This is a genomic window from Methylobacterium sp. 1030, from assembly GCF_040544715.1.
Lineage (GTDB): Bacteria > Pseudomonadota > Alphaproteobacteria > Rhizobiales > Beijerinckiaceae > Methylobacterium.
Map to the genome: position 1 here is coordinate 60,212 of NZ_JBEPKM010000026.1, position 24,020 is coordinate 84,231.

Below are 24,020 nucleotides of genomic sequence, written 5' to 3' on the forward strand. Positions count from 1 at the left end.
GACGGGCTGATCGTCCGGCTCGCGTTGCGTTTTTCTCCCGCCGCGCCGGACTTTTGTGACCTGGGTCACCGACCGGGTGCAGCGGGCCGGCATAGCATCGCGCCACAACGAACACGATACGGCGCCCGCCATGTGTGGCGCCGCCGGGAGTGAACCGATGCGCCGCCTCGTCCTCAGCTTCATGCTCGCCGTCCTCGCCGCCGGCCCCGCCTCGGCCGAACAGGACCTGCTGCTCGGCGCGGACATGTCTTCGCCCGCCATGACCAAGGCCGAGATGAGCCGCGCCGACGTCGAGGCGATGATCAAGGCCGCGGACGGCAAGCCGGTCGACCTGCACGACAAGTCCCTCTCCGGGCTCGATCTCTCGGGACTGAACCTCCGGGGCGTCAACCTACGGACGGCGCGCCTTAACAAGGCCAACCTCCATGGCGCAGACCTCAGCGGCGCGAACCTCGAACAGGCGTGGTTCCTGAAGGCCGACCTGTCCGGCGCCAAGCTCGCGGACGCGAAGATGTTCGGGATCACGGCGCGGGACGCCAATTTCAGCGGCGCCGACCTCAGCCGCTCCATGCCCATCGGAGACTTCAAGGGCGCAAACATGAGCGGCGCGACGTTGGTCGACCTCAAGGGCGGGGCTGACATCAAGAACCAGTCCATGGGCCTGATGCGGACGGTATTCACCTCGGTGAACCTCTCCGGCGCGAACCTGAAGGGAGCCAACCTCGGCCGGTCGCGCCTTGAGTATGCCAACCTCAAGGACGCCGACCTCACCGACGTGGTGCTGATGGGCTCGGACCTGTCAGGCGCCAACCTAACCGGCGCCACAGTCACGGGCGCGGACTTCAAGAACGTCGACGTCAGCGGAGCCCGGTTGATCGACCTCAAGGGTCAGGCCGAGGCCAAGGATTGGGCGGAAAGGGTGAACGTCGACCGCGCCGTTACCCAGGCGACCAATTAAGCCGCCCGTCTGCCTAGACGCATCACCAAGGAGACAGACAGTCCATGACCACCCGTCGCTTACTTCTCGGCGCCCTGGCCGCCGCTCCCCTGCTGTTCGGTGCCGCCGCGAATGCCGCCGAGGCGGTCTTCAGCCCCGAGGCCTTCGAGGCGGCGCAGAAGGCGGGCAAGCCGATTCTCGTCCATGTCACCGCGCCGTGGTGCACTGTTTGTGCGGCGCAGAAGCCGATCCTGGCTAAGCTGGAAGCCCAGCCTCGGTTCAAGGACCTACAGGTGTTCGACGTTGACTTCGACAGCCTGAAGGACGTGCTGAAGCGGTTTGGCGTGACGAGGCAGAGCACCCTGATCACCTTCAAGGGTGAGAAGGAGACGGGTCGTTCGGTCGGCGATACCCAGCCGGAGTGGATCGAGGGCGCCGTCGAGAAGGCGTTGTAGGTCGGTCGTGGCCACGACGTTCGGCCTCACGTTCCTCGCCGGCATCCTCTCGGTGCTGTCACCCTGTGTGCTGCCCTTGCTGCCGCTGTTGCTTGGTGCCGCGGCATCGGAGCACCAGCTCGGCCCCGCAGCCCTCGCCGCCGGCCTCGCGCTGTCCTTCGTGGCTATCGGGCTGTTCGTGGCGACCGTGGGGTTCGCCATCGGTCTCGACGGCGATGTCTTCCGTACCGTCGCGGCCATAATGCTGGTCCTGATCGGGCTCGTCCTGATGGTTCCGGCCGCCCAGACCCAGCTCGCCGTCACCGCCGGTCCGGTGAGCAACTGGATCGAGAGCCGGTTCGGCGGTTTCTCGACAGCCGGGCTCCTTGGCCAGTTCGGGGTCGGGCTAATGCTCGGGGTAGTCTGGAGCCCCTGCGTTGGGCCAACCCTGGGCGCCGCGTCCCTCCTCGCCGATCAGGGGCGGGACCTGGGCACGGCGGCGCTTACGATGCTCCTGTTCGGTCTCGGCGCCGCCCTGCCGCTCCTGCTCCTCGGCGCGCTCTCGCGCGAGGTGCTGATGCGCTGGCGCGACCGGATGATGGGGCTCGGCAAGGGGCTCAAAGTCGCCCTGGGCGCCATCCTCGTGGCCACCGGCCTGATGATCGCCACGGGCTACGACAAGGCTGCGGAGACCGTCCTGGTCAACGCCTCGCCGGCCTGGCTTACGAACCTGACCACCCGGCTTTGATGGCGGGCACGCCGTAGACACTCTTCGTCAAACCGTGCTCGGGCCGGCAAAAGGCGAGCGGCGGTGAGAGGGTATCGCGGCCGATGGCGGGCGCCGCGCGAACCCTTCTGACGGCTCGCACGTGTCCCTCCGGACGAAGCCATGCCATAGCTATATCCTGAACCGGCCGATGCGCCGGAGCCCGCCGGAATTCGCTTTCCCGCGGCAAGGGAGGAACCGTGCCGAACGTGGGGACTCCTGCAAACGCGGACCTCGCGCGGCTGATCGCGGCCGTGGCCACGGGCGACCGCCTGGCCCTGCGCGCGCTCTATGACGCCGCCGCCCCGAAACTTCTTGGGATCATCCTCCGTATCCTGAGGGACAGGGACGCGGCCGAGGATGCGTTGCAGGAGGTGTTCGTGCGCATATGGCAGCGTGCAGGCACCTATGATCCGAGGACCGGGCCCGCGACCGCATGGCTCGGCGCCATCGCCCGGCACAAGGCCATCGACCGCCTTCGGCAGGATCAGGCCACCCGCCTGACCCAGGCCGACGAGGACTGGTTCGAACGCCTCGCCGATACAAGCGACGGCGAGGCGGACCTCGCCCGCCGTGACGCCCTCGCGCATTGCCTCGAAGCCGTCGAGCCCGCCCAGCGCGACTGCCTCGTCCTCGCCTATTGCGAGGGCTGGTCCCGCGAGGAATTGGCGGCACGACACGACCGCCCCGTCAACACGGTCAAGACGTGGCTGCGCCGCGGCCTCATGAGCCTGCGCGGCTGCCTGGAGGCGACATGAGCGGCGATGTTGGCACGGGCGCCGCGCCCTTCTGGGCGGAGGACCCCAGCGGCGCAGCTGGGGAGTACGTCCTCGGGACCTTAACCGCCGACGAGCGCGCCGCCTTCGCCTCGGCGATGGAGCGGGACGCTTCCCTTCGCGCGGCGGTGGCCGATTGGGAGGCGCGGCTCGCGCCGCTCACGGCGACGGTCCCATCGGTCAAGCCCGCGCCCGACGTATGGGATGCAATCGAGGCCAGGATCGGGACGGCTCGCTCACCTGATGTCGATGCCGGTGGCGCGACTGTCCGCAGGCTGGAGCGCGGACTGCGGATCTGGCGGTCTGCCGCGGGGGCTGCGACCGCGCTCGCGGCCGGCCTCGCCCTCTGGCTCGCAGTCGGGCCGCGGCCTTCCGCCACCGACCGTCAGTACCTCGCCGTGGTCGACCGCGGCGGCACCCTGCCGGCGCTGATCGTGCGCGTCGATCTCGACGGCGGCACCGTTCAGGTCCGCAGTCTCTCGGCGGAGACGCCGCCGGACCGCAGCCTGGAGCTTTGGTTCGTGGGGGCGAATGCCGCGCCACGCTCGCTGGGCCTCGTCACCGACCCGGCGGCACGCCTGCCCGTGCCGGCCGCCCTCCGTGCCGGTGCGGAGGGTGCGACCCTCGCGGTGTCGGTTGAGCCGAAGGGCGGCTCGCCGACCGGTGCGCCGACAGGCCCGGTCGTCTATTCCGGAAAGCTCCTGCGCGAATGAGGCGGGCTCCGGCCTCGCCGGCGCCCGCCCCCGCGATCAGGGCATCAGCACGCCGCTGACGACGTGGATGACGCCGTTCGACTGCATGACGTTCGGGATGGTCACCGGAACGGTGTTGCCCTTCACATCGGTGACGTAGACTTTCTTGCCCCTGGCCGAGACGGCGAGCGGTTCGCCCTCGACGGTGGTGAGCTGGTTCTGTCCCTCGGGCTTCTTGGCGAGCGCCATCAGGTCCTTGGCGGTGTAGACGCCCGGGACGACGTGGTAGGTCAGGATCTTCGTCAGCGTCGCCTTGTTCTGCGGCTGCACGAGGTTTTCCACCGTGCCCGGCGGCAGCTTGGCGAAGGCGGCGTTGGTCGGCGCGAACACCGTGAACGGGCCCGGGCCGTTCAGCGTGTCGACAAGGCCGGCGGCCTTCACGGCGGCGACCAGGGTGGTGTGATCCTTCGAGTTGACCGCGTTCTCCACGATGGTCTTCTGGGCGTACATCGGCGCGCCGCCGACCATCGGGTTCTTGGCGAGCGCCGGCGCAGCGACGAGGCTGAGGCCGAGAGCGAGGCTTAGAAGGGTCTTGGACATGGTGTCTCCCTGATACTGCGCCCCTCCAGGGGCGTCGCAGGGTCCTACGGGGATGGGCGGGGGAAAAGTTTCAGGCCTGCCCGACGCCGCCGTGAATACGTTCGAAACCGCGGGTCACTTCGATTGCAGTGATCCGGTGGTATCGGTCAAACTCGACCGAAGCGGGTTTGAAGGCATCTCCTCGGCAAGCGCCAATTTTCTTTATCCACAGGCGTCCACATAGGCTCATTGTCGCAAGCTCGGCCGCTTGCGAGGAACCGTCGCCGCATGTTCCTATTTTGTTCTGTCAGGTTCGCGGAGCAAAAACATGCAAGCCAGCGGCATTACCATTGGCCTGCCCATGCCGGTGCCCCTTCTGGCTCGACCGGTCAGGGCAGGCTTCCCGAGCCCGGCGGACGATTTCATCGAGGATGAGATCGACCTTCAGCGTCTGCTCATCGCCAACAGGCCGGCGACCTTCCTGGTGCGGGTGGCCGGCGATAGCATGGTGCTGGCCCGCCTTTTCGATGGGGACCTAGCGGTGGTCGACCGCTCGCTCACGCCGCGAAACGGCGACATCGTCGTGGTCGACATCGACGGCGAGCGCTCTTTCAAGGTCTGGCGCCGCCAGGGCCATCGGGTAGTCCTGGCGTTCGCCAACCCGCGCTTCCCCGAGTTCCGGTTATCGCCCGGCGCAGAGATCGAGGTCTGGGGCGTCGTCTCCGGCTCGATCAACCCGAGGCGCCGGAGCGAGTGAGCGCCCGGGCCTACGCCCTCTCCGACGGCAACTCTTTCTACTGCTCCTGCGAGCGGGTGTTCGACGCCCGGCTGGCCCGCGTGCCCGTGATCGTGCTGTCGAACAACGACGGCTGCGCAATCGCCCGCACCGCCGAGGCCAAGGCCCTCGGCATCCGCATGGGCGAGCCGTACTTCAAGATCCGCGACATGTGCCGATCCCAAGGCGTGCGAGTCTACTCGTCGAACTACGCCCTTTACGGCGACATGTCGGCCCGGGTGAACACGGTCTACCGGAGCTTCTCGCCGCGCATCGAGATCTACTCCATCGATGAGAGCTTCCTCGACCTCTCGGACGTCCGGGAGCGGGACCGGGTGCCGCTCGCCCGGGACATGCGCGAGACCGTGCGGGCCTGGACGGGCATCCCGACCTGCGTCGGGATCGGCCCGACCAAGACGCTCGCCAAGCTCGCCAACCACGTCGCCAAGAAGGTGCCGGAACTCGGCGGGGTCTGCGACCTGACCGACCCGGTCCAGTACGAGCACTGGATGGTCCGCATCCCTCCCGAGGACATTTGGGGCGTCGGGCCGGCAAACGCTCGCAAGCTCCAGGCGCTCGGCTGCGAGAGCGCGGCCGACGTGCGCGATCTTGACACCCGGGCGGTCCGCAAGGCGATGACGGTGGTCGGCGAGCGGCTGGTGCAGGAACTGCGCGGCATGGCCTGCCTAGACCTTGAAGAGGTTGCCCCGACCCGGAAGGGATGCGCGGTGACCCGGAGCTTCTCCGACCGGGTCGAAGACCTCGCCACCATGGAGCAGTCGGTCGCCACGCATGCCGCCCGGCTCGGGGAGAAGCTCCGACGCGAGGGGCTCGGGACCGACCACGTCACGGTCTTCTTCCACACCTCGGAGCACGATTGCGACAGGCCCCAACGGTCGGTGTCGACGGTGGTGACGCTTCCGGAAGCTTCAAACGACACCCGGGTCCTCGTGAAGGCGTGCCTGCACGGCGTGAGGAAGGCTTGGCGCAACGGCTTCCGCTACTCGAAATCCGGCGTGGTCACTACCGACCTCGTCCCACTGGATGCCTCTCAGCGGGCCATCCCCGGCCTTGGCCAGCTCGACCGCGAGCAGGGCGCGGCGCTCATGGCGGCGCTGGATGCCTGTAATGCGCGTTTCGGCCGAGGGGCTGTCGTGCCGGCTGCGGCAGGGTTCGCGCGCGAACGGGTGTGGTCCACCAAATTCGAGATGCGCTCGCCCCGGTACACCACCCGGATCGACGAACTCCCGACAGTGGCGGCGGCCTAGCCTCAGCCCGACTGGGAGCCGAGACGGTGGATCCGACCCCAGCCTGCCTTGCGAGCCTCCAGGCCCGGTGCGATCATCGCAGGCTTAGTGGAGCCTTCCCCCGATGATAGCCGCGGTGCCCCATCCTTCCCGCTGACTAAGGAGCGCCTCGTCGACCACTTGGCCTCCACTACTTCGGAGGCCAAGTTGCCCAGGACCTTCTTCACTGCGGACAGCCACATCGGACACGCCACTGTCCTTAAGCCTAGGATGAACCAGCCCCGAACATTCGCCACCATCAAGGCGCATGACGAGGCCCTCGTAGCCGCATGGAACTCGGTCGTCAGGCCTGACGATATCGTCTGGCACCTCGGCGATTTCGCGTACAAGTGCGACCTCGCCTACGCCTCGTCCATCCGAAAGCGTCTAAACGGACGCATCCGCCTCGTCCGCGGCAACCACGACGAGATCGGCGAGCGCCTCGATTGGGACGGGCCGGTCGTCGACGTGCAGCGCGTCTTCGTCCAGGACCCGGGCATGCCCAAGCCCCAGGGCATCTGGTGTAGCCACTACGCCCACCGGACCTGGCCGCACGCGCATCATGGTGACCTGCACCTCTACGGCCACTCGCATGGGAGCCTGCCCGGCACCCGCACCAGCCTCGACGTCGGCGTCGATTGTTGGGATTGGGCCCCCGTGCGGTTGGAGCAGATCCTGAAGCGCATGGCCGCGACGCCCGAGACCATCCCGGCCGCTTGACCTCAGACCTGGGCGACGATGCGCGCCATGTCCGCGTCACCGCGGCGATAGCCCCGCCGCGGCGCCTCCGAGGCCTCCCCAATCACGGACAGGGCGAGCGCCTCGTCGAGCCGCAGCATCTTCCAGCCAGTGCGCTCGCCGCTCGCGCTGCCACCTCGGACCTGCCAGACGCGCATCACCGCGTGGCCCTGGCGGGTGAAGCCGCAGGCGTGAACTTCCACCACGCGGGCGTAGCCGTCGTATCGGACCTCCAGGCAGCGCCCTTGCGCCAGCGCTTCCCGGGCTGTCTCCATCCTCATAGCCGCGACCTCCCGTCCCGCAGCGCCCGGAAACCGTAACGCGTGACGGGTCACGTTACCTGAAACGCGTACGCCACCGAGTCGAACCGCCACCGTCCCGGGCCGCCGACCGGGGGCCTGGGGTTATCCTCTTAACGACACGGAACAAAACGGGTTCGGCGCGCATGAATCCGGAACTTGGCCGGCAACCCGACGGGGGCTTCCATGCGCGCCCGCGCCCGCACGCACACCGAGAAGCCCGGCCCCGCGTCCAAGACGCCGGCCAAGTCGAAGCCTGGACCGCGCTCCCCGGCCAGGCCAGCGGCCCCGCGCCCGAAGCCGGAGAAGCCCGAGGTTCGGATCTTCGTCTCCTACTCTCACCGAGACGCCGACGCCCGCCAGCGGCTGGAGACCCACCTCGCGCCCCTGAAGCGCGAGAGCGTCGAGACGTGGTTTGACGGCGACATGAACGCCGGCGACAAGCTCGACACCGAGATCGCGCGGGAATTGCGCAAGGCGCACGTCTTCGTAGGCCTGCTCAGCCCCGACTACCTCGCGAGCAACTACTGCTGGAAGATCGAGTACAAGCGCGCCATGGGCCGCCGCGCGAACGGCACGATGCGCGTCGTCGCCGTCGTGCTGCGCCCCTGCGACTGGAAATCAACTACCGCGGCGGGCTTCAAGTTGCTGCCCGAGGATGGGCGCGAAGTCACCCGCTGGCGCAGCGCCGACGAGGCCTTCCTCAACGTCGCTCAAGGCATCCGGCGCGTCGTTGCCGAGGTCCGCAAGACGTTGGCTGGGGCAGCACCCAAGCCGGCCCGAAAGAGGCCAGCCGCCTCGAAACCCGCGACGCGGCCGCCGACAAAGCCCGATCCGAAGCCCCGTCAGAAGCCGGGCCCGAAGCCTGGGATGGTTCGCAGAGGTGCAGGCACGACCGCAGGGACGCGCCGCCCGCCGGCCAAGGGGCGTAAGTCCTCGCCGAGGCCTTCGCGACCATGAAGAGGCACCAATACACGAGGATGGATCTTCCGCAGCCGGCCATACCAGCCATCGGTGCCGAGGAAGGCATCGCGAAACTCGCCGCGCTGACTGTCACGTTCGAGAGGGAAGCGTCGTTTCCCTGCCCTGCATCGAACATAGCCGGGTTCGCGGTCGAGGACTTCCACACGCTCTCGGAAGCCCTTCGGAAGCACTGACGCCCTCGCATCGCACGTCGAAGCGGGACGTGCCCGGTACGGCGGTGCTTGCCCGCGGCAGGCGCCTCCAAGTCACGGTGCACCGGGTCGCCGGTGGACAGGTGCGTCCGGCCGGGCGCCGAGCCGTCAGGCCGGTCCGACTTTCGGAGCCGGCCCGATGCCGTCGAGAAGGTCCGGACCCTGACGAGCCTTCCATTTCCGGAAGACCGCCAGGGCGGACTTGTCGGTGATCCCGTGCCGGGCCGGGTTGTTCTCGTCCAGCACGCGGCGCAACCTTTCCGGCACCTCCCGGTGCCAGAACTTGGTGTGGTTGGGGCCGACGTCCCGTCCGAGTTCCTGGTAGGCGCCGTTGCCGGCCCAGCGGAGTCCCTTGGCGCCGAGGAGCACCCCGATCTCGCTGGCCCGGAACCCAAGCTGGCTGCCGATGCTTGCCGCGGTGCAGGTGTAGATCACCGCTGCCTCGGCCGAGACGGTCGGCAGGTCGGGGGACGCTCCGCTCCCGGCGACCCGGGCGAACGCCTCCTCCGCCTTGCCGGTCCTCAGACCATGCAACTCGGTGACGAGGAGCTCGACCCCCCGGGTGAGACGCTCGATCATCTCGCCCTGGCGCTGCAGGCGCTCGCCCTGTTCCCGGACCCGGGCGTCCTGTTCCTGCCGCTCGGCCCGCAGGATCTCGTTCTGCTCCCGGAAGTGCGCCGCGATGGTCTCCCCCACGTCGCGTGCGAACTCCTCCATCCCGCTGAGGGGCTTCCTCGGCGGGAGGTGATGCAACACGCCCATGGTGGGACGCTCGTCGGTCATGCGGCGGCGGCCTCAGGCTCGGCCCGATGGACGGCGTCGAAGGCCACGTCCGCGGCGAGCGCGGCGATGCCGTCACGGTCCACGTCCGGGCGATGCGAGAGTTTCTCCCGCAAGGTGGCATGGGCACGCCGGCGGTCGTCGCGCTCGATCTGGGCGAAGACCTCCTCGGCCTCCGGGTTCTTGATCCCGGCGGCGAGCATCTGGCGCCGGGCCAGGTACGGGTCGCTCGCCAGCGCGCGGATGAACCTGTCGGCGACCTTGCTCTGCGGGACCTTGCCGCGCTCCCAGCGCGTCCAGGTCTTCGGGCCGGTCGAGAGGATCAGCTCCATGTCGGTCTGGCGGAGCTTGTACTTCAGGCGGATCGCGCAGAGCTCCTCGGCGGACAGCAGGCCTTCCAACTCGCGCACGGCCGCGGCATGCGCGAGCTCGTGCTGCGAGATCTGGGAGCCGCGATAGCTGACGTTGCCGCAGGCGGCGCACACCATGCGCCGGTCCTCGAACGTGACCTTTCGCCCGGACCGCTCGACGACGAACGGCTCGACGCGCTCCGAGACCGAGATTTCCTCGCAAGCCTGGCAGGGCTCAAGTGTCATCGGTCAATATCCTTCTTGAACGACGTGACGACCAGGAACTCGGTGCCGCCGCTGGCGGTCGCGACGAGCAGCTTCAGGAACATCCAGTCGGAGCAGTCATCGACCCAGATCGAGTAGTAGTCCGACACCGTGGTCGGGTAGTGCTTCCGGGTCTGCTCGGACTTGGTGAAGTGGGCCTCCCCGAGCTCGGTCTGGATGATCGCGAAGAGATCATCCGAGTCCAGGTCGCGGCGCCGGAGCTCGTCGAGGACGGGGGTGAAGAGCTGGCATCCCTCCTCCTCGCAAGCCAGGCGCCTGACCTTTTCCAGCGGATTGTGTGGCGCCATCCAGCCTCCAAGAGGTAGCACCGTGCTACCCGAACTTCAACCGCGACATAGTGCTGAGGTTTCCGCATTCCCGCCTACGGTTCGCCGATGGTTGGCGGGACGCGGAAGATTTTACGCGCCGCGTGTGGCGCGGTTCCCCGCGCCGCACGCGGGTTCGCGGATCATGTAGCGACGCGATTCGGTGCAGTTTCGGCGGTCGGGCCCGCCATCCCGGCACGACCGGCACCATGGAGGCGGGCAGGTCTCCCAGGAACTGCCGGGACGTGTTGATCCAGCGCAAGGCCCCCCGAGCCGGGCCAGCCTCATCTCGGAGGTTGGAACGGACGGGAACGGACATGACGACGGCTGCCGTGGACTTGCCCGGGACGAAACGACCGGCGGTCGCGGCATGGCTGCCGGGCCTGCGCGGGTGGTTGGCCGTCCTGCCGCTCGCCGCTCTCTGCGCCGGCCTCGCCGCGCAGGCCTCCGGCCGGGCGGACATCGCCGCGGCGGCCTGGACCCTCGCGACGCTGGCGGTCCTCGGGGTCCTGATGATCCATGTCGTGACGAGCCTGGCGAAGGGGGACGTCGGCCTCGACCTCGTCGCCCTGCTTTCGATGGGCGGCGCGCTCGCCCTGTCGCAGCCGCTGGCCGGCGCCGTCATCGCCCTGATGTACGCGGGCGGCCAGTCGCTGGAGGCGTACGCGTCCGGCCGCGCCGGCAGGGCGATGACGGCTCTGGTCGCGCGGCAGCCCCGCACCGTCATGCGCGAGGACGGCGGCGTGCTGACCGAGGTGCTCCTGGCGGCGCTGGTCCCGGGGGACCGTATCCTGATGCGCGTCGGCGACGTCGTGCCGGTGGACGGCCGGGTCGCCGGGGGCCGCGCCGTGCTTGACCGTTCGAGCCTCACCGGCGAGGCGCTGCCCGTCACCGCCCTCGCGAACGAGCCCGTGCTGAGCGGGACGGTGAACGCGGGCACGCCGTTCACGCTGGTCGCGGATCGGCCCGCGGCCGAGAGCACGTATGCTGGGATCATCCGTCTCGTGGAGGCGGCGCAGGCCCGGAAGGCGCCGATGGCCCGCTTGGCGGACCGGTACGGGCTCGCCTTCCTCGTGCTCACGCTGCTGCTGGCCGGGGGCGCCTGGCTCGCCACCGGCGACCCGCTGCGGGCGCTGGCCGTGCTGGTCGTCGCCACCCCGTGCCCGCTGATCCTGGCGGTCCCCGTCGCCCTCGTCTCCGGCCTCTCGCGCGCGGCCGGCATCGGCGTGCTCATCAAGGGCGGCGGCGCCCTTGAGATGCTGGCCAAGGTCCGCGTGCTGGTGGTCGACAAGACCGGCACGCTCACCCACGGCAATGCCCGGTTGAACTCCGCGCGCATCCTCGGCGTCAACGACGAAGGCGAGGTCCTGAGGCTCGCGGCGTCCCTCGAACAGGCCTCTGGCCACCCGTTGGCCCGGGCCCTGATCGAGGAGGCGGCCCGGCGCGGCCTGCCACTCGCGCAACCCGAGGGCGTCGAGGAAATGCCCGGGGAAGGCGTGTCCGGCTCGGTGGAGGGGCGCTCGGTCGCCGTCGGGGGGCCGCATCTCATGCAAATGCATGGAATCGGCTTCCCGGCACCGGCCGAGCCAGGAAGCATCTCAGCGGTCACGTCGACGGTGCTGATCGCCATCGACGGCGCCCCGGCCGCCGTGTTGGCGTTCGCCGATCCGCTGCGGGCGGACGGCGGCAACGCGCTCCTGGAACTGCGCGCGTGCGGCATCGAGCGTGTGGTGCTCGCGACCGGGGACAGACGGGCCGTCGCGGAGGCGCTCGTCGCCGGGCTGCCGGTCGACGCGGTCGTCGCCGACCTCGACCCTGTGGCCAAGACCGAGACCGTCGCAGCCGAGCGACGGAACGGACCGGTGATGATGGTCGGCGACGGGGTCAATGATGCGCCCGCCCTGGCGGCCGCCGATCTCGGCGTGGCCCTCGGAGCCCGGGGCGCGGCGGCGGCTGCCGAGGCGGCCGACATCGTCCTGCTGGTCGACAGCTTGGCGCCCCTGCCACGGGCCATCCGCATCGCCAACCGGGCCCGCGCCATCGCGCTCCAGAGCGTGTGGGTCGGTCTCGGCCTCTCGCTGGCCGGCATGGTCGCGGCGGCCCTGGGATACCTCTCACCGCTACAGGGAGCGCTCCTGCAGGAAGCCATCGACGTCGCCGTGATCCTCAACGCCATGCGCGCGCTCGGCGGTACCGGTCACGGGCGCGCGCACGACGCATCGACTGCCCCGGACCTTCCGTAAGGCCCGCGGAGCGGCACCGGCGGGCTTGCGCTGGATCAAGGTCGGTCGATCCGCCCCGGGCCAGGCTTTCCGCGCCGGGACCGGCGCACGGTGGAGGTGGCCATGGACTTCGCGAACATCCTCGTTTCCGCCGACCTCGGCGACGCGGCACCGGACCGGGTGCGCCTGGCTGCAGGATTGGCGCGACGCTTCGAGGCGACCCTCACGGGCGTGGCGGCCCATCAGGTGCCGGTCCCCATCCTGGTGCGAGACGTCTACGACGCCACTCGACAGGAAGAGCGCAACAAGGCGCTGGTCCGCGAGATCCTCGAACAGGCCCACGACATGTTCGACCGCAGCGCCGGGGAGGAAATCCGCACGGAGTGGCAGGCCGCGCTCGCCGGGCCGATCACGCATCTCGTCGAACAGGCGCGCGCCGCCGACCTCGTCGTCGTGGGCCGGCGCGGGCGGGGCGACGACGACCCGGGTCCGCTTGGCGTGCCGCCCGGGCCGGTGCTGATGGAGGCGGGACGGCCCGTCCTCGTCGTACCGCCCCGACTCGTGCACTTGCATGCGGCCCGCATCGTCGTCGCCTGGAAGGACGGTCCAGAGGCGCGGCGGGCCGTATCGGCGGTGCTTCCCTTCCTTCACGGTGCCGACGAGGTCGCGGTCGTGACGGTCGGTGGCGACGGGCGGCACGAAGGGACGAAGGCCGTGGCCAGTCATCTCGCGCGGCACGGCGCGCACGTGACGACCCACTTCCTGGAGGCGACAGACAGCGACGGCGACGAGATCCTGGACTTCGCCCTGCGGCAGGACGCCGACCTCATCGTCATGGGCGCCTACGGCCATTCGCGGCTGAGGGAATGGATCTTCGGGGGCGTCACGCGCGAGGTCCTCGAACGCGCGCAGGTCTGTTGCCTGATGTGCCACTGATGCGCTGGTCCCCCGCCATCCTCAGGGTATCGGCGTCGATCATCCTGGCCCTCATCGCGCCGCATGCCTCGGCCTCCCCAGCGGACCGTGGCCTTGCGTTCGCCCGGGCGCATTGCGGGCGCTGCCACGCGGTCGGCCCGAGGCGGACCAGCCCGATGCGCGAGGCGCCGTCCTTCCGCACCCTCGCCGACCACTTTCCAGTCGGCGACCTCGCCGATTTGCTTGTGGAGGGCGTGGACCGCCGGCATCCGGCCATGCCCGACTTTCGGCTCACGCCCGCCGATGCCGCCGACCTTACGGCCTATCTCGAAGGACTGCGCCATGGACGGCGCCCGTGACAGAGGCCGTCGCGGATGCGGTCCGCGGCGGCCTCGACTACGGCGTGCACCTCACTCGACGAAGCCCCAGCCAGCCTCCAGCGCGGCGCGCTCCTCCTCGTTCAGCGGGCCCGGCCATTCGATCCTGTTAGGAGCCCGCACCTGGGGAGGTGCCCCATCGGTCTTCGACTGCGCCGCAGCCGGCTCGGACAGGCGACCGCGTTTCCGCGACCGCAATGCCCGGTCGGTCGCGACGCTCCGAGGAGGATCTCGCTCCGTCATCGTCAGCCTCCCGGCTTCAGCGGGACAGGAACAGGGGTGCCGGGCTGCCCCTGAGGAATGAGCGCGTCACGCCGCCGAAGAAGTATTCGCGGGTCGGGGAGTGCCGGTAGGCACCCATCACGATCATGTCCGCCCGGAACAGCCCGGCCTGGGCACGCAACGTGTCGGCGATGCTATCCCGCTTCGGAAGATCGTTGACGCTGACGTTGACCCCGTGCCGGGCAAGATGGGGCGCGAACTCGGCGCCCGGCACCGCTCCATGGATTTCCGCTTCGGTGCCGACCGAGACGATCTCGACCGCTTCTGCCGCGCGCAGGAACGGCAGGGCGTCGTTGGTGGCCCGGGCGGCCTGGGCGCTGCCGTCCCAGGCGACGATGATCCGCCGCGCCGCGAAGGCGTCGTGTCCCGGCGGTACGGCGATGACCGGCCGGCCGCTGTGGAACAGCGCCTTCTCGATCATCTCACGGTCGAGGTCGTACGTGCGCGGACCAATGTCCAGAACCGTCAGGTCGTGCAGGCACGCACGGGCGGCGAGACGGTTCACGATCTCCGGATACGGCAGGCTCGGCGCCTCGGTCGTGCAGACGACGCCGGCCTGCGCGGCATCCCCGGCCGAGCGCTCGGCGACGGAGCGGGCCAGCGCGTCGAGCCGTCGGTCCATGACCGAGACGCCTTCGTAGTCGAATTCGCCGAGCCAGGCGTCGTCGCCCGAGAGGCGCCAGGAGGCCGACTGGACGGTGAGGTGGGCGCCGGCTGCCTTGGCCAAGGTCAAGCCGTAACCGATGGCCGACGAGGCCTCCTCGCGCTCGCCTTCCACGGCGGTCCCGACGAGGACGTCGCGGATGCCCGCCAGGGGCGAAGGACTGGGTCTGGACATGGGAGTTCTCCGGGTTGAGCCGATCCAAAGGTTCCTCCCGTCGTGGCGACACCGCGTTGATCCACCTCAAGCGGCTCGGGCGGCGCGGTATCAGTGGCGGCTCGGACCAAAGAACTACTCTGCGTCGGCCGCGAATACGCACCGGCGGCTGTTCCCCGTAGCGGAATCGCAGTAATGACCGGATGCGCGATGCAGACGCCCTACGGGTGGACACAGGCGAGTTCCAAGACGGCCGCGCGCAGGACCTTTCCGGGTGCGCTTGATGACGGACCCCGTCGACATGCCCAGCGCCGACCGTTGGCGTGACGCCACGCAGGCGAACGACGAACTTCGTCAGACCCTCGACGAGGTCGGCATCTGCGTCTGGTCGCTGGATATCCCGACCGGACGCGCCACCGTCTCGCCGACCTGCGCGCGCCTGTTCGGGGTGCCGCCCGAGCAGCTGACCACCTTCGCAGACTCACAGGCCCTGGTGCATCCGGACGACCGGCAGGCCCGGGCGGACGCCATCCAGCGGGTATTGCGCGATGGCGGGCCTTACGAAGTCGACTACCGGGTTGTTCGGCCTGACGGGCACGTCTGCTGGCTGCGCTCGCGCGGTCGGGTGAGCCTCGACGCGGCCGGCCGGCCGGCACGGCATCGCGGGGTGGTCCTGAGCATCGACGAGCAGAAGCGGGCCGAGGAGGACATCCGGGCCCGCGAGGCGCATCTGCGCTCGATCCTCGACACCGTGCCCGAGGCGATGGTCGTCATCGACGAGACGGGCCTGATCCACTCGTTCAGCGCCGCGGCCGAGCGCCTGTTCGGCTACGCGGCCGGCGAGGCGGTCGGGCGGAACGTCCGCATCCTGATGCCGGAGCCGATGCAGGGCGAGCACGACGGCTACCTCGACCGCTACCGCCGGACCCGGGAACGCCGCATCATCGGCACCAACCGGGTCGTGACCGGCCGGAGGCGGGACGGCTCCACCTTCCCGATGGAGCTCGCCATCGGCGAGATGCGCTCGGGCGAGCAGGTCTACTTCACCGGCTTCATCAACGACCTCACCGAGCACCAGCGCACCCAGGCCCGCCTCCAGGAGCTCCAGTCCGAGCTCGCCCACGTCTCCCGGCTCAGCGCGATGGGCGAGATGGCCTCCGCGCTCGCACACGAACTGAACCAGCCGCTCGGCGCCATCGCGAACTACACCAAGGGCTGCCGCCGCCTGCTGGCACGCCCTGGCCCCGAGGCCATCGCCAAGACGGTGGAGGTTCTCGGCAAGGCCGCCGAGCAGGCGCTGCGGGCCGGCCAGATCATCCGGCGCCTGCGCGAGTTCGTCGCCCGCGGCGAAACCGAAAGGCGGGTCGAGCCGGTCGCGAGGCTGATCGAAGAGGCCAGCGCGCTGGCGCTGGTTGGAGCCCGCGAGCAGGGCATCGTCGCGCGCGTCGTCGTCGACCCGCGGGTCGGCTCCGTCCTCGCCGACCGGGTGCAGGTGCAGCAGGTCTTGGTGAACCTCCTGCGCAACGCCCGCGAGGCCATGCAGCAGGGCGACAGGCGCGAACTGACCGTCGAGGCGAGGCCAATCGGCGGGGAGACGGTCGAGATCATTGTATCGGATACCGGGCCCGGCATCGCCGCGGAGGTCGCCGACAGGCTGTTCCAACCGTTCGTCACCACGAAGCGGAGCGGCATGGGCGTCGGGCTCTCGATCTGCCGCACCATTGTCGAGGCGCATGGCGGGCGCCTCGACGTCGAACGCAACGGCACCGGCGGGGCGACCTTCCGGCTGACGCTCCCGGCCGCCCGTGTGGGGGACCTGCCCGATGGCGACTGACGTGGTGCACGTCGTGGACGACGACCTGGCCATGCGGGACTCCCTCGGCTTCCTGCTCGGGACCGAGGGGTTTGAGGTCCGGCTCTACGAGGCCGGGGCGGACCTGCTCGACGGGCTGAAGAAGCCGGCCGCGGGATGCGTCCTGACCGACATCCGCATGCCCGGCATCGACGGGCTGGAACTGCTGCGCCGCCTGCGGGCTGCGGGGCACGCCTTGCCGGTGGTGATGATGACGGGGCACGGGGACGTGCCTCTCGCGGTGGAGGCGATGAAGCTCGGCGCCTGCGACTTCATCGAGAAGCCGTTCGACGACGAGGCGCTCATCCAGGCGCTGAGGTCGGCCTTGGAGCGTGGCGGGATCGCCGGAGCGGTCGACCCGACGCTGCGCGAGTTCGTGCGTCGCGTCGGAACCTTGAGCGAGCGCGAGCGGCAGGTCCTGGACCACCTCGTCGCCGGCCGCACCAGCAAGGAGATCGGCCGGACGCTCGACATCAGTCCGCGCACCGTCGAGATCTACCGGGCCAAGCTCATGGCCAAGACGCGGGCGGAGAGCCTGCAGGAACTGGTGCGCTGGTCGGTGCTGGGCGGGCTCGCCTGACGCCGGCTTGAGGCAGGTCAAGGCGAGCGCCCGATCCACCCACGCATGATGGCGGCTTCGATAGAGCGCCACACCGAAGGGCGACCGCCATGCCATCGGCCCCTCAGAACCTCATCTACGTCGTGGACGACGACCCGGCCGTCCTGCACTCCACGCGCTTCCTGATCGAGTGCGAAGGCCACCGCGTCGAGACCTTCGCCGACGGCAGCGAATTGTTGGCGGCCTTTCCCGGCCCGCGACCGGCCTTGGTACTACTTGACCAGGTCATGGCGGGGATGGACGGCCTTGAGGTGTTCGGCCGCCTGCGCAACCTCGATGCGCATGTCCCGGTCGTGCTGATCACCGGCCATCCCGACCCGGGCATCCGGACGCGAGCCAGGGTCGCGGGCATTCCCTTGATCGATAAGCCACTGATGTTCGACGCGCTGCTTGGCCTGCTCGCCGACAAAGTCGCCGGTGTTTCGGTCTCCCGAGCCTGAGGAAGGGCGCCCAAACGGGCACCTGTCAACCAAGGCGCCGTCGAAAGTTCGAATCGCAGCAGGCTGCAAAATCGCCTGACGCTCGCGAAACAGGTTCCGGGCCGGGCAAGCCATCGATGTTCGAGGTTGCGCACATCGTGCTGCCCCATGGCGGCGGCACGGCGCTTGGTACGCCTGCGCGGGGCGCCCCTCACCGCGCGGGGGTCGCTGAGCCTTCGGGCGATGGTTTTCTGGGCGTGCTGCCCGTCCGTGCACCCTTCGATGCCCACTCGGGATCGGAGTGCGGACCGCCGGGACCGTCGGTCGGCCCCTGGACCTGGCCGGGGACGACGTCGGCCACACGCTTCCATGACTGCGAGGCGCAGAACACCAGCATGCAGCCTTTGACGGTCAGCGTCGACGGATGGTCGCTCCACACCGTCACGTCGTAGGACTTGCCGTTGTCGGCGTTGTAGATCCTGCCCTCGAAGTGCCCCTCCGCGTTCGGCTTCAGGCCGAGCAACATCTGGTGGCCGAGTTGGGGTCGGGCCTGGAACGCCGGGTTCGGGTTGTACCGGTCGATTTTCGGCTTGCCGTCCTTGTCCAGCGGCTCGCGACCCCAGACCACGAAGCCGCAAAGGCGTGTCGCGTCGGACCCGCAGCGTTCGGTCCTGATGCGGGCGCGACCATCCTCCGTGAGCCAGGTCCCGTACGGTTCGGCGGCGGTGGCGGCGTTCGGCCGTCCGCACGTGACGGTCGCGACGGCGACCACCAGGGCGGCCGTGGCCAAGCGGTAGACTGGAAAAGTCATCGGATTCCTTCTGCGGGTTTCACGAGATCGAAGTCTCAGGGTGCGGTCACGGCATGCCCGGCCGCGTCGTCGCTCGGTCCGACGAACCGTCCGAGCACGCGCCCGATAAGGTTGCCGAGGCTGTCCATCAGCAGGAACACGGCCGGCACGAAGACGAGGGAGAGCAGGGTCGAGACGATCAGGCCAGCGATGACCGCCACCGCCATCGGCGCCCGGAACTCGCCGCCGACCCCGAACGCCATCGCGGACGGGACCATGCCGGCGGCCATCGCGATGGTCGTCATCACGATGGGCCGCGCCCGCTTGCGGCCGGCCTCGACGATGGCGGTGACCCGGTCGACGCCGCGGCCCATCTCCTCGACCGCGAAGTCGACCAGCATGATCGCGTTCTTCGTGACCAGTCCCATCAGCATCAGGATGCCGATGACGACCGGCATCGAGATTGGCATCTGGCAAATAAGCAGGCCGAGGATGGCGCCGCCGATGGAGAGCGGCAGCGAGAACAGGATGGTCAGCGGCTGCAGGAACGAGCCGAACAGCAGGACCAGCACGGCGTAGACCATCATGATCCCGGCGCCCATCGCCATCAGGAAGCCCGAGAACACCTCCTGCATGATCTCGGCGTCGCCGGTCTGCTTGATGGTCACCCCCGGCGGCAGGTTCCGCGCGGTGGGGGTCTGCAGGGCCTCGGCGATGAGGGAGCCCAGCGCCTCCGAGCCCTCCATGTTGGCCTCGACGGCGACGCGCACCGCTCGGTCGTAGCGGTCGATGGCGCCGGGTCCCTGGTCGAGCTCGATGTCGGCCACGACCGCCAGCGGCACGGCGGAGCCGTCCTTGGCGGGCACCTTCAGGCTCTCAAGCCGTGAGACCGCGCCGCGGGCGCTCTCGGGGAGCTGCACGCGGATCGGCACTTGGCGGTCGACGGCGTTGAACTTCGCGAGGTTCAGGCCGATGTCGCCGATGGTGCCGACGCGGACGGTCTCCGCGATGGCGTCGGTCGAGACGCCGAGATCGGCCGCAACCCCCTCCTTCGGCCGGATGCGGACCTCCGTCCGGTTCAGCGGCGCCGTCGACATCACCGAGACGAGGTGCGGGATTGCAGCCATGTCGCGCTGCAGGCGCGCGGCGACCTCGGTGACCACGTCGGCGTCGGGGCCGCTCACCACCAGGGCGAGGTCGCGCTGGCCGCTGTCCCGCAGGGTCCAGGACCGGATGTCGGGCTCCTCGGCGAGAAGGGCCGCGATCTCGGCCTCGACCGTCCACTGGCGCTTGGCGCGCGCGGCCTTCGGCGTGAGGTTGACGGTCAGGGTCGCGAGCCGGGTCTCCTTCTTGCCGCCGACCTGCCGGCCGCCGTCGACGAAGACCGAATTCACCTCGGGCAGCGCCCGGATGCGCGAGACCACGCGGTCGGACACCGCGACCGTGTCGGCGAGCTTCGCGCCCGGCGCCAGCTCGACCATGAACAGGGTGCGGGCATTGTCCTGCTTCGGGATGAAGCCCGAGGGCAGCAGGCCGGTCGACACGATGGAGGCGGCGAACAGCGCGAGGCCCGCGAACAGGGTGATCACCCGATGGCGCACCGACCAGCCGACGAGGCGCGAGTAGGCGCGCATCACCGGCCCCTCGCGCTCCTCGGCATGGCCGTGGTCGCGCAGGAAGTAGGCGGCGAGCATCGGGGTGATCAGGCGCGCCACGAGGAGCGACATGAACACCGAGACCGCGATGGTCAGGCCGAACTGGATGAAGTAGCGCCCGGCGATGCCCGGCATGAACGAGACCGGGGCGAACACCGCGATCAGGGTCGCGGTGATGGCGATGACCGCCAGTCCGATCTCGTCGGCGCCCTCGATGGCCGCCTGGTAGGGCGACTTGCCAAGCCGCATGTGCCGGACGACGTTCTCGATCTCGACGATGGCGTCGTCGACGAGGATGCCGGTCACAAGCGTGATCGCGAGCAGGCTGATGCCGTTGAGCGTGAAGCCGAGCGCGTCCATCGCCCAGAAGGTCGGGAACACCGAGAGCGGCAGCGCCACCGCCGCGATGAGTGTGGCGCGCCAGTCGCGCAAGAACAGGAACACCACGATGACCGCGAGGAGCGCCCCCTCAATCAGGGTGTGCATGGCGGAATCGTACGAGCCGATGGTCGAGGAGACCGAGGAGTCGATCAACTCGAACTGCAGGTCGGGATAGCTCGCCTGAAACTCGGCGATCTTCCTCTCGACCCCGGCCGCTACTTCGGCGTCGCTGGCCCCCGACCCGCGCGAGACCGCGAAGGCGACGACAGGCTCGCCGTTGAAGCGGGCGAAGGTGCGCGGCTCCTCGATGCCGTCCTCGACCCTGGCGAGGTCGTCGAGGCGGACCTTGCGGCCGCCGGGCAGGACGATGGAGGTGGCCTTGAGGTCGCGCAGGGTGCGCGAGGCGGCGAGCGTGCGGATCGACTGCTCGCGCCCGCCGACCTCGCCGCGCCCGCCCGCCATGTCGGCTGAGGTGAGGCGCAGTTGCCGGTTCACGTCGGCGGCGGTGATGCCAAGCGCCAGCAGCCTGTCCGGCTGGAGCACGACCCGGACCTCGCGCGCGACACCGCCGACCCGCTCGACGCCGCCCACGCCCTTCACGCCCTGGAGCGCGCGGGCGATCTTGTCCTCGACCAGCCAGGAGAGTTCGGCGGGCGTCATCGCGGGCGCCTTCACGCCGTAGACGAGGATGGGCAGACCGGCGACCTCGACGCGGCTGATCACCGGCTCGTCGATGGTGCGCGGCAGGTTGATGCGGATCTTCGAGACCGCATCCTTCACGTCGTTGACGGCGCGGTCGGTGTTCACCTCCAGCCGGAACTCGACCGTGGTCACCGAGGAGCCCTCGGTGATGGCCGAGGTGATGTGCTTGACACCCCGGACGCCGGCGACCGCGTCCTCGACCCACTTTGTCACCTGGGTCTGGAGCTCGGACGGCGCCGCGCCAGACTGGGTGATGGCCACCGAGACGATCGGAACGTCGACGTTCGGCATCTTCGTCACCGCGAGCCCGCGGAAGCTGACGAGGCCGAGCACGACCAGCACCAGGAACAGGACGAGGGGCGCGATGGGGTTGCGGATCGCCCAGGCGGAGACGTTCAGGCGCATCGGTCTGCCCTGGCTTTCATGACGTCGGGGTGGTGTCGGGGTGCGACGGCTTAAGGCACGCCTGCTTCGGCGGTGTCCCGGGGCGCGGGCACCGCGGCGACCGCGGGCGTGGCGGGCGGGGCTTCGAGCACCGGGCGGACCCGGTCGCCGTCGCGCAGGAACGAGCCGGCCCGGGCCACGACCCGCTCGCCCTCGTTCAGGCCCGTGCGGACCTCGACGGTGTCCTCGTCGGCGATGCCGGTGCGAACGGTGCGGTCCTCGACACGGTCGCCGGTCACGACGAGGACGCTGCGGCGACCGCCGCCGTAGAGCACCGAAGCCTGGGGGACGCTGACGCCGCGGCTGCGGGCGAGCTCGACGGCGCCGCGGGCGAAGGTGCCGATGCGCAGGCGGGGGTCGGGGTCGAGGCGCACGCGCACCCTGCCCAGGCGCGTCGCCTTGTCGACCTCGGGGTAGACGGCGCGCACGCTGCCGGCGACGCGGGTGCCCTCACCCATGTCAATCCACGCCGGGGCGCCCTCGCGCAACAGCGGCAGTTTGGTCTCGACGACCTCACCCTCCAACTCGATCTCGCCACGCGCGATCAGGCGGAACAGCGGCTCGGAAGACGCCGAGGCGGCGAGGCCGACGCGGGCCGTGCGGCGGCTGACGATGCCGGCCTCCGGAGCCCGGATCTCGGTGCGGGCGAGCCGTAGGGACAGCTCGTCCCGCACGGCGCGGACCTGGGCGAGGTCGGCCTTGGCCATGGCAAGCCCGTTGCGGGCGAAGGCGAGCTTGCCCTCCGCCTGGCGCAGGGCGGAGGTGCGGGTCTCCATCACCACCGCCGTGGTGTTGCCGGTCGCCATGAGCGAGCGCGCCCGCTCAAGCCCCAGCCGAGCCTCGGTCTCGGCAGCCTCGGCCTGCTCGATGTTGCTCTGGGCCTGGGGCACGGCGGCCTCGGCCTTGGCCACCACCGCGTCCTGCTGCGCGATCTGACGGTCGATGAGGTCGCGCGACAGGCGCGCCAGCACCTGGCCCTTGGCGACCCGCGCGCCCTCTTCTACCAGCACCTCGATGACCCGGTAACCGTCGATCTCGGGCGTTACCAAGATCTCGTCGCGGGGCACCAGGGTGCCGGTCACCGCCACAGTCTCAACGGTCTCGCGCCGCGTCGCCTCGACGACGCTGACGGCGGGCGCGAGGAGCGGCTTGGTCGTCGCTGGTGCCTCGTCGCGGGCGAGGGAGGCCGAAAGGCCGAGGGTGAGCAGCGTGGTTCCGGCAAGTAGGACGGCGCGGATCATCGGCTGGTCTCCGGAAGGGCCTCGGCCGCTCGGGGCAGCGAGCCGCGCAGGCCGGCTTCGATGAGGGCTTGGAGATGCGCGACCGCGGTGGAAGGGTCGTACCCGGGCAGCGTCGCCCGGCTCACGATGATGCCCTTCATCAGCGGGTTGAGCGCGTCGAACATGGCCCTGGGGTCGCAATCGGGCGACGTGGCGAGCGTCGCGAACATCCCGCACAGCCACTCGCGGGCTTCCGCCTCGCCCCGTTCGATCAGCGTTGCGATGGCGGGATTACGGGTTGCTTCCGACCAAAGATCCACGCGCAGGACCGCAGCCGAACGGGTGAGATCCGTGAAATAGCGCGTGAGGATGCCGGTAAGGACGGCGCGCTGGCCGCCTTCCCGCTCAAGGTCGGCGAGCATGGTCGCGCCGCGCGCCCTGTCGCGCTCGGCCATCGCGAGGACGATGTCCTCCTTGGCGGCGAAGTAGCGATAGAAGTTTCCTTGGCTCATCGCGGCCTCGCGGGCGAGGTCCGAGATGGTGGTGCGGTGGAAGCCGTTCCGGACGAAGCAGGCCTCGGCGGCATCGAGGATCTCCTCGCGACGCGAGACCTGCGCGTCGCGGACCCCGACGACGTTTCCGGTCCCGATGCTCACGATGCTTGCTCCGCCGTATGGGGGACGACCCGGCTGGCGTCCTTAGCCCGGGTTGCCGTGACGCAAGCGTGCGCCGACGGGGCGAGGCTGGCGCACGTGCGGGCCTGCCAGCCACCGGGGCCGTTTCCGGTCCAGGAAATCAGCGCCGCCCAGCCCAGGATCACCAAGAGGGCGGCGAGCAGGTTGGCTGGGCGCAGGAGTGACATGGCTTCGGCGGCCACACCGGGCCGGTGCGTCGATGCCTGGAGTCCTGGTGCCATTCTCGTTCCTCGCTGCGTCGTCAGATGTGTTAGTGAGCGTTCATTCACATGTCAATGAACGCTCATTCACACCCCCCGGCGACTGGGATATGGCGTCGGGTGAGACATGAGACACATGCGGGTGGAGCGGCCGAAGTTGAATCGCCCCGGGATTTTCGGAGGCTCCAACTCTTGAGAGACTGGAGCCATGACGAAGCATACCCCACCCTTTTCCCCTGAGGTTCGCGAGCGG

26 protein-coding genes are annotated in these 24,020 nt (G+C 69.7%); 16 read left to right on the top strand and 10 right to left on the bottom strand.

Annotation, left to right across the window (positions count from 1 at the left end; genetic code table 11):
• Positions 1-157 precede the first annotated feature (157 nt).
• From ABIC30_RS28030 to ABIC30_RS28050, 5 genes are all read left to right on the top strand, one after another.
• Positions 158-958, top strand: a complete 801-nt coding sequence (locus ABIC30_RS28030) for a pentapeptide repeat-containing protein (protein WP_182180421.1) — start codon at positions 158-160, stop codon at positions 956-958.
• A 44-nt stretch (positions 959-1,002) separates the two neighbouring features.
• Positions 1,003-1,392 (top strand): thioredoxin family protein, encoded by a 390-nt coding sequence (locus tag ABIC30_RS28035; RefSeq protein ID WP_354456432.1) that lies wholly within the window; start codon positions 1,003-1,005, stop codon positions 1,390-1,392.
• A 7-nt stretch (positions 1,393-1,399) separates the two neighbouring features.
• Positions 1,400-2,119: a cytochrome c biogenesis CcdA family protein gene (locus ABIC30_RS28040; protein ID WP_354456433.1), complete on the top strand. Its 720-nt coding sequence runs from the start codon at positions 1,400-1,402 to the stop codon at positions 2,117-2,119.
• Between the two features lie 218 nt (positions 2,120-2,337).
• The gene (locus tag ABIC30_RS28045; protein WP_354456434.1) at positions 2,338-2,895 is read left to right on the top strand and encodes a sigma-70 family RNA polymerase sigma factor; all 558 of its coding nucleotides are present in this window, start codon (positions 2,338-2,340) and stop codon (positions 2,893-2,895) included.
• Positions 2,892-3,626, top strand: coding sequence for an anti-sigma factor (locus tag ABIC30_RS28050; RefSeq protein WP_354456435.1), 735 nt, complete (start codon positions 2,892-2,894; stop codon positions 3,624-3,626). The genes ABIC30_RS28045 and ABIC30_RS28050 overlap by 4 nt, the downstream gene beginning before the upstream one ends.
• Positions 3,627-3,662: 36 nt before the next feature.
• On the opposite strand, the gene ABIC30_RS28055 is transcribed toward ABIC30_RS28050, so the two are convergent.
• Positions 3,663-4,205 carry a fasciclin domain-containing protein gene (locus ABIC30_RS28055; protein WP_100253358.1) on the bottom strand — a complete coding sequence of 181 codons (543 nt, stop codon included), beginning with the start codon at positions 4,203-4,205 and terminating at the stop codon, positions 3,663-3,665.
• A 307-nt stretch (positions 4,206-4,512) separates the two neighbouring features.
• On the opposite strand from ABIC30_RS28055, the gene ABIC30_RS28060 reads away from it, so the two are divergent.
• The 3 genes from ABIC30_RS28060 to ABIC30_RS28070 all read left to right on the top strand — a co-directional run bounded on the left by ABIC30_RS28060 (position 4,513) and on the right by ABIC30_RS28070 (position 6,965).
• A complete protein-coding gene (locus tag ABIC30_RS28060; RefSeq protein ID WP_182180413.1) occupies positions 4,513-4,941 on the top strand; it encodes a LexA family protein in 429 nt (142 codons plus the stop codon).
• Positions 4,938-6,227 (top strand): Y-family DNA polymerase, encoded by a 1,290-nt coding sequence (locus ABIC30_RS28065; protein ID WP_354456436.1) that lies wholly within the window; start codon positions 4,938-4,940, stop codon positions 6,225-6,227. Before ABIC30_RS28060 ends, ABIC30_RS28065 begins: the two co-directional genes overlap by 4 nt.
• A 186-nt stretch (positions 6,228-6,413) precedes the next feature.
• Positions 6,414-6,965 carry a metallophosphoesterase gene (locus ABIC30_RS28070; RefSeq protein WP_354456458.1) on the top strand — a complete coding sequence of 184 codons (552 nt, stop codon included), beginning with the start codon at positions 6,414-6,416 and terminating at the stop codon, positions 6,963-6,965.
• A 2-nt stretch (positions 6,966-6,967) separates the two neighbouring features.
• Here the strand turns inward: ABIC30_RS28070 and ABIC30_RS28075 are convergent, their stop codons facing one another.
• Positions 6,968-7,264: a hypothetical protein gene (locus tag ABIC30_RS28075; protein WP_354456437.1), complete on the bottom strand. Its 297-nt coding sequence runs from the start codon at positions 7,262-7,264 to the stop codon at positions 6,968-6,970.
• Positions 7,265-7,468: 204 nt separating this feature from the next.
• On the opposite strand from ABIC30_RS28075, the gene ABIC30_RS28080 reads away from it, so the two are divergent.
• Together ABIC30_RS28080 and ABIC30_RS28085 are read left to right on the top strand one after the other, a co-directional pair.
• Positions 7,469-8,242, top strand: coding sequence for a toll/interleukin-1 receptor domain-containing protein (locus tag ABIC30_RS28080; RefSeq protein WP_354456438.1), 774 nt, complete (start codon positions 7,469-7,471; stop codon positions 8,240-8,242).
• Positions 8,239-8,439: a hypothetical protein gene (locus ABIC30_RS28085; RefSeq protein WP_354456439.1), complete on the top strand. Its 201-nt coding sequence runs from the start codon at positions 8,239-8,241 to the stop codon at positions 8,437-8,439. The genes ABIC30_RS28080 and ABIC30_RS28085 overlap by 4 nt, the downstream gene beginning before the upstream one ends.
• Positions 8,440-8,565: 126 nt before the next feature.
• Here ABIC30_RS28085 and ABIC30_RS28090 read toward each other — a convergent pair whose 3' ends face one another.
• From ABIC30_RS28090 to ABIC30_RS28100, 3 genes are read right to left on the bottom strand one after another with little or no spacing between them, the layout of a single operon-like run.
• Complete coding sequence (locus ABIC30_RS28090) at positions 8,566-9,240, bottom strand: hypothetical protein (protein WP_354456440.1); 675 nt, start codon at positions 9,238-9,240, stop codon at positions 8,566-8,568.
• Positions 9,237-9,833, bottom strand: a complete 597-nt coding sequence (locus ABIC30_RS28095; RefSeq protein WP_354456441.1) for a type II TA system antitoxin MqsA family protein — start codon at positions 9,831-9,833, stop codon at positions 9,237-9,239. Before ABIC30_RS28095 ends, ABIC30_RS28090 begins: the two co-directional genes overlap by 4 nt.
• A complete protein-coding gene (locus ABIC30_RS28100; protein WP_354456442.1) occupies positions 9,830-10,159 on the bottom strand; it encodes a hypothetical protein in 330 nt (109 codons plus the stop codon). Before ABIC30_RS28100 ends, ABIC30_RS28095 begins: the two co-directional genes overlap by 4 nt.
• A 335-nt stretch (positions 10,160-10,494) precedes the next feature.
• Here ABIC30_RS28100 and ABIC30_RS28105 point away from each other — a divergent pair, with 335 nt between their 5' ends.
• The 3 genes from ABIC30_RS28105 (at position 10,495) to ABIC30_RS28115 (ending at position 13,673) form a co-directional block, all read left to right on the top strand.
• Complete coding sequence (locus ABIC30_RS28105) at positions 10,495-12,420, top strand: heavy metal translocating P-type ATPase (RefSeq protein WP_354456443.1); 1,926 nt, start codon at positions 10,495-10,497, stop codon at positions 12,418-12,420.
• Between the two features lie 102 nt (positions 12,421-12,522).
• Positions 12,523-13,335, top strand: a complete 813-nt coding sequence (locus ABIC30_RS28110) for a universal stress protein (RefSeq protein ID WP_354456444.1) — start codon at positions 12,523-12,525, stop codon at positions 13,333-13,335.
• Positions 13,335-13,673: a c-type cytochrome gene (locus ABIC30_RS28115; protein WP_354456445.1), complete on the top strand. Its 339-nt coding sequence runs from the start codon at positions 13,335-13,337 to the stop codon at positions 13,671-13,673. Before ABIC30_RS28110 ends, ABIC30_RS28115 begins: the two co-directional genes overlap by 1 nt.
• 277 nt (positions 13,674-13,950) lie before the next feature.
• On the opposite strand, the gene ABIC30_RS28120 is transcribed toward ABIC30_RS28115, so the two are convergent.
• Entirely contained in the window at positions 13,951-14,811 is an 861-nt protein-coding gene (locus ABIC30_RS28120) for a universal stress protein (RefSeq protein ID WP_354456446.1), read from the bottom strand.
• 262 nt (positions 14,812-15,073) lie between these two features.
• Between ABIC30_RS28120 and ABIC30_RS28125 the strand changes: the two genes are divergently transcribed.
• From ABIC30_RS28125 to ABIC30_RS28135, 3 genes are all read left to right on the top strand, one after another.
• Positions 15,074-16,624 carry a PAS domain-containing sensor histidine kinase gene (locus ABIC30_RS28125; protein WP_354456447.1) on the top strand — a complete coding sequence of 517 codons (1,551 nt, stop codon included), beginning with the start codon at positions 15,074-15,076 and terminating at the stop codon, positions 16,622-16,624.
• Positions 16,614-17,222, top strand: a complete 609-nt coding sequence (gene fixJ, locus ABIC30_RS28130) for a response regulator FixJ (RefSeq protein WP_354456448.1) — start codon at positions 16,614-16,616, stop codon at positions 17,220-17,222. The genes ABIC30_RS28125 and fixJ overlap by 11 nt, the downstream gene beginning before the upstream one ends.
• 89 nt (positions 17,223-17,311) lie before the next feature.
• The gene (locus ABIC30_RS28135) at positions 17,312-17,701 is read left to right on the top strand and encodes a response regulator transcription factor (RefSeq protein ID WP_354456449.1); all 390 of its coding nucleotides are present in this window, start codon (positions 17,312-17,314) and stop codon (positions 17,699-17,701) included.
• A gap of 190 nt (positions 17,702-17,891) precedes the next feature.
• Here ABIC30_RS28135 and ABIC30_RS28140 read toward each other — a convergent pair whose 3' ends face one another.
• Genes ABIC30_RS28140 through ABIC30_RS28155 form a run of 4 tightly spaced genes read right to left on the bottom strand, consistent with a single transcriptional unit; the run spans position 17,892 to position 23,528 of the window.
• Complete coding sequence (locus ABIC30_RS28140; RefSeq protein ID WP_354456450.1) at positions 17,892-18,491, bottom strand: DUF2147 domain-containing protein; 600 nt, start codon at positions 18,489-18,491, stop codon at positions 17,892-17,894.
• Between the two features lie 35 nt (positions 18,492-18,526).
• The gene (locus tag ABIC30_RS28145) at positions 18,527-21,613 is read right to left on the bottom strand and encodes an efflux RND transporter permease subunit (RefSeq protein WP_354456451.1); all 3,087 of its coding nucleotides are present in this window, start codon (positions 21,611-21,613) and stop codon (positions 18,527-18,529) included.
• A 50-nt stretch (positions 21,614-21,663) separates the two neighbouring features.
• A complete protein-coding gene (locus ABIC30_RS28150) occupies positions 21,664-22,893 on the bottom strand; it encodes an efflux RND transporter periplasmic adaptor subunit (protein ID WP_354456452.1) in 1,230 nt (409 codons plus the stop codon).
• Entirely contained in the window at positions 22,890-23,528 is a 639-nt protein-coding gene (locus ABIC30_RS28155) for a TetR/AcrR family transcriptional regulator (protein WP_354456453.1), read from the bottom strand. The genes ABIC30_RS28150 and ABIC30_RS28155 overlap by 4 nt, the downstream gene beginning before the upstream one ends.
• Between the last annotated feature and the right edge of the window lie 492 nt (positions 23,529-24,020).

What these genes read in the sequence shown, in the direction of transcription:
- ABIC30_RS28030 (WP_182180421.1), top strand. Translation starts at nt 158, where the DNA reads ATGCGCCGCCTCGTCCTCAGCTTCATGCTCGCCGTCCTCGCCGCCGGC.
- ABIC30_RS28035 (WP_354456432.1), top strand. Translation starts at nt 1,003, where the DNA reads ATGACCACCCGTCGCTTACTTCTCGGCGCCCTGGCCGCCGCTCCCCTG.
- ABIC30_RS28050 (WP_354456435.1), top strand. Translation starts at nt 2,892, where the DNA reads ATGAGCGGCGATGTTGGCACGGGCGCCGCGCCCTTCTGGGCGGAGGAC.
- ABIC30_RS28055 (WP_100253358.1), bottom strand. Translation starts at nt 4,205, where the DNA reads ATGTCCAAGACCCTTCTAAGCCTCGCTCTCGGCCTCAGCCTCGTCGCT.
- ABIC30_RS28060 (WP_182180413.1), top strand. Translation starts at nt 4,513, where the DNA reads ATGCAAGCCAGCGGCATTACCATTGGCCTGCCCATGCCGGTGCCCCTT.
- ABIC30_RS28075 (WP_354456437.1), bottom strand. Translation starts at nt 7,264, where the DNA reads ATGAGGATGGAGACAGCCCGGGAAGCGCTGGCGCAAGGGCGCTGCCTG.
- ABIC30_RS28080 (WP_354456438.1), top strand. Translation starts at nt 7,469, where the DNA reads ATGCGCGCCCGCGCCCGCACGCACACCGAGAAGCCCGGCCCCGCGTCC.
- ABIC30_RS28085 (WP_354456439.1), top strand. Translation starts at nt 8,239, where the DNA reads ATGAAGAGGCACCAATACACGAGGATGGATCTTCCGCAGCCGGCCATA.
- ABIC30_RS28090 (WP_354456440.1), bottom strand. Translation starts at nt 9,240, where the DNA reads ATGACCGACGAGCGTCCCACCATGGGCGTGTTGCATCACCTCCCGCCG.
- ABIC30_RS28095 (WP_354456441.1), bottom strand. Translation starts at nt 9,833, where the DNA reads ATGACACTTGAGCCCTGCCAGGCTTGCGAGGAAATCTCGGTCTCGGAG.
- ABIC30_RS28100 (WP_354456442.1), bottom strand. Translation starts at nt 10,159, where the DNA reads ATGGCGCCACACAATCCGCTGGAAAAGGTCAGGCGCCTGGCTTGCGAG.
- ABIC30_RS28105 (WP_354456443.1), top strand. Translation starts at nt 10,495, where the DNA reads ATGACGACGGCTGCCGTGGACTTGCCCGGGACGAAACGACCGGCGGTC.
- ABIC30_RS28110 (WP_354456444.1), top strand. Translation starts at nt 12,523, where the DNA reads ATGGACTTCGCGAACATCCTCGTTTCCGCCGACCTCGGCGACGCGGCA.
- ABIC30_RS28115 (WP_354456445.1), top strand. Translation starts at nt 13,335, where the DNA reads ATGCGCTGGTCCCCCGCCATCCTCAGGGTATCGGCGTCGATCATCCTG.
- ABIC30_RS28120 (WP_354456446.1), bottom strand. Translation starts at nt 14,811, where the DNA reads ATGTCCAGACCCAGTCCTTCGCCCCTGGCGGGCATCCGCGACGTCCTC.
- ABIC30_RS28125 (WP_354456447.1), top strand. Translation starts at nt 15,074, where the DNA reads ATGACGGACCCCGTCGACATGCCCAGCGCCGACCGTTGGCGTGACGCC.
- fixJ (WP_354456448.1), top strand. Translation starts at nt 16,614, where the DNA reads ATGGCGACTGACGTGGTGCACGTCGTGGACGACGACCTGGCCATGCGG.
- ABIC30_RS28135 (WP_354456449.1), top strand. Translation starts at nt 17,312, where the DNA reads ATGCCATCGGCCCCTCAGAACCTCATCTACGTCGTGGACGACGACCCG.
- ABIC30_RS28140 (WP_354456450.1), bottom strand. Translation starts at nt 18,491, where the DNA reads ATGACTTTTCCAGTCTACCGCTTGGCCACGGCCGCCCTGGTGGTCGCC.
- ABIC30_RS28145 (WP_354456451.1), bottom strand. Translation starts at nt 21,613, where the DNA reads ATGCGCCTGAACGTCTCCGCCTGGGCGATCCGCAACCCCATCGCGCCC.
- ABIC30_RS28150 (WP_354456452.1), bottom strand. Translation starts at nt 22,893, where the DNA reads ATGATCCGCGCCGTCCTACTTGCCGGAACCACGCTGCTCACCCTCGGC.